This window comes from Nitrospira sp. BLG_2 (genome assembly GCF_049222245.1).
Window position 1 is genome coordinate 1 of record NZ_JBLYIG010000008.1, and the last position, 3,183, is coordinate 3,183.

The following is a 3,183-nucleotide window of genomic DNA, read 5'->3' on the forward strand; positions in this document are numbered from 1 at the left end:
GTATAAACTCCTTCATCCTCGTGGTTTCTGCGACGTTGTGTCAATGCTATCGAGTATGCTACGTTCACCCCCTACGATCATTTCCGACACTTCAACAGGCTCCTAGCTAACACCTAGCGCCAGACGTGGAGAGGTGGCCGAGTGGCCGAAGGCAGCGGTTTGCTAAACCGCCGTAGGGACAAAATCTCTACCGAGGGTTCAAATCCCTCCCTCTCCGCCATCGTCGTTCGCCTCAACGGACATCCTGAATATCTGTGCGAAAGATTCCCGAGCCTGGACTCGCACCTCTCCCCTCGAAGATCGGGTAATGCGTGCCTTCGTTTCCCTCATCTTCTAATTCCTAAGAACCCTTACGTATCTTGACTCATAATAATGACCGGCACTACAGTGGCAGCTCGTATGTGAGTGAGCGGACCTATGATTGTTGAGAGTGAAGAAGACAGGCGGATTGCAGGAAATTTGCTCACGATTCGCCACTACATCAAGGCCAAATTCCCCGGCTACACCATGACGGAACACTCAGTTCCCAGCCTGTACCACCAGTTCACTGTGACGAATGAGAAGCTGCACAAGAGCTATACGCTCAAAGTGAATTGGTCGCGGCTTTCCGATCGCAGGAATACTTCAGAACGGACTCGATTGTCGTTGAATAGCGGGTTTGTGGCCAGTGGGATGGTCCGTGCCGGCGACACGTTTTATTCCTGGTGATGGTGATCGTTGAGAGAACATGTCTAATCTCGGAGAGCAAGAACGAATTGAAGCGAATTTGGACATCATCCGTATCTATCTCAAGAATAAATTTCCTAACTACACCCTCAAGGAAGTCTCCGGTCTCAATGAGTATCACATGTTCATCGTGACCAACGTGGAGCTGTACGAGACTTACAAACTCAAGGTGAGCGGGCCACGACTTTCGGATCAGAGTCATACTTCAGAAAAGACCCAAGCTGAGTTAGACCGCGACGATGTAGCCAGGAAGATGATCGAAGCGAACGGCGACTACTTCTATTGGTGTTAAAGCAGCCCTCGTAGCCGAAATACGTGAGCGGCACTTTTGTTCATGTATCGATTAAGGATCGCGCCTCATCGCACCGCGACCTGAGTTATGAGTTGCGCTGGCTTTAGCGGTTCCTTTAACATGGACCACGTTATGAGGCGATTAACGCAACTGTGTGGAGACCAACCCCTCTCCGCCACCCAAAGCTCGTATTGCGTGAAGCATAGTACCTCGCCTTACTGACCATACCTATTCCGTGAGATTTCTGTTGTGAGATTGGAAAGCCTATCGTATTCTTACGTGCCGCATTGCACATAGCAAATCACAAGAAAGGACCCCTACTCCATGAGAATTCGTCAATTATGTATTGCCATAGCGCTGTGTTTTCTCACGACCCCGCTATTGGCCGCCTCACCGGATCCGGCCAATGATGACCAGAAAACCTTGTATGCGCTTGGGTTGGCCATCAGTCAATCGCTGGGAGTATTTTCCTTGAGCGAGACCGAACTCGATATGGTCAAAACGGGCCTCACTGACGGCGTGCTGAAGCGCCCTCAAAAAGTGGACCTCCAAACATTCGGACCGAAGATTCAACAACTGCAACAGGCTCGATTGGCAGTCGCCGCCGAGAGTGAGAAGAAGGCCGGCGCCGCGTTTACCGCAAAGGCGGCGTCGGAAAAAGGAGCGACGAAGACGGAGTCAGGGATCGTCATCTCCACCATCAAGCCCGGTACCGGAGCCGCGCCAAAGGCAACGGATACAGTCAAGGTTCATTATCATGGCACCTTGACCGACGGGACGGTATTCGATAGTTCCATCAAGCGTGGGGAGCCGGCGACATTTCCTTTGAACAAGGTCATCAAGTGTTGGACGGAGGGCGTTCAACAGATGAAGGTGGGAGGAAAGAGCCGGCTGGTGTGCCCGTCCAATCTGGCCTATGGCGACGGGGGATCACCGCCGGTCATTAAGCCGGGGGCAACCTTGGTCTTCGAAGTTGAGTTACTCGAGATCGTTGCCAACTGATCACTATGCGTTGCCGCCTCTTGCGGAGGCGGCAACGCATTCAGGCCCTCGACGCCCGCCGAACCTCCCCTGATGAATCTGGTCGCGACACCATTGTGAGCGAGACGATCTCCACGAATCGCGGAGGCGTCGTGCCTCCTTCGCCCCGACGTTGGCTGATTCTCGGGCTCCTCTTTGCCATCAGCGTCGTCACCTATATCGATCGCGTCAACATTTCGGTCACCGCGCGCCAGATGATGCCGGTGTTGGGACTGACCGAGCAGGAGATGGGGTTCGTCTTCTCCGCATTCGTCATCGGGTACGCCTTGTTCCAGATTCCCGGTGGGTGGCTGGGTGATCGCTGGGGCGTTCGCGTCGTCCTCATGATGGCGTTGATTTGGTGGTCCTGCTTTACCGCCTGGACGGCCGTTGCCGCCACTTCGTTCCTGGCCGCGCCACTCGGCATCGTCGGCGCGCTGGCCCTAGTCAGATTTCTCCTCGGTGTCGGAGAGGCGGCGGCGTTACCGACCTTCAACCGCGCCGTCACCGACTGGCTTCCCGCTCATGAGCGCGGTTTTGGCATCGGCATCGCTATCGGCGGGATCGGTATCGGCGCGGCGATCACGCCGCCGGTCACGGCTTGGATCATGGTCAACTATGGCTGGCAATCCGCCTTTTATCTTTCAAGTGGGATAGGGCTCGCTCTCGCGGTCATCTGGTGGCTCTTGGCCGCCGATCGCCCATCGCGCCCCCCATGGCACACTCATGACAACGCAGCTCCGTCCACGGCTCCAGCTGTTCCAACAGGCCATTCGATCCCCTGGGCAATCCTACGAAGAACGCCGAGTGTGTGGTGGCTGACGCTGAGTTACGGATGCTTGGGTTATGTCGCCTATGTCTACATGTCTTGGTTCTATCTCTACCTGGTCAATGAGCGTGGCTTCAGTGTGTTACGAGGCGGATTGTTTGCCGCCGCCCCCTTTGTCGCGATCCTTCTATCGTGCCCTCTTGGAGGATGGGTCTCCGATCGATTAGCCATGCGGCGTGGCGTCACCGAGGGCCGCCGGATCGTCGGGATGACCGGGATGGGGCTGGCCGCCGGCTCCATCGCGCTTGGGGCCACCGCGGAGTCTCCCTACCTTGCCCTTGTCAGTCTGTCACTGGGCGCCGGATGGCTGTACTTC

The 3,183-nt window shown here is 55.8% G+C and carries 4 protein-coding genes and 1 tRNA gene; all 5 read left to right on the forward strand.

Annotation, left to right across the window (positions count from 1 at the left end):
• Positions 1 to 127 precede the first annotated feature (127 nt).
• Positions 128 to 220 (forward strand) — tRNA-Ser (locus ACOSYY_RS00230).
• Between the two features lie 197 nt (positions 221 to 417).
• A complete protein-coding gene (locus ACOSYY_RS00235) occupies positions 418 to 708 on the forward strand; it encodes a hypothetical protein (RefSeq protein ID WP_421660204.1) in 291 nt (96 codons plus the stop codon).
• A gap of 19 nt (positions 709 to 727) precedes the next feature.
• Complete coding sequence (locus ACOSYY_RS00240; RefSeq protein WP_421660205.1) at positions 728 to 1,018, forward strand: hypothetical protein; 291 nt, start codon at positions 728 to 730, stop codon at positions 1,016 to 1,018.
• 324 nt (positions 1,019 to 1,342) lie between these two features.
• A complete protein-coding gene (locus ACOSYY_RS00245; RefSeq protein ID WP_421660207.1) occupies positions 1,343 to 2,020 on the forward strand; it encodes an FKBP-type peptidyl-prolyl cis-trans isomerase in 678 nt (225 codons plus the stop codon).
• A gap of 5 nt (positions 2,021 to 2,025) precedes the next feature.
• The coding region (locus ACOSYY_RS00250; RefSeq protein ID WP_421660208.1) for an MFS transporter at positions 2,026 to 3,183 on the forward strand (1,158 nt) is incomplete at its 3' end.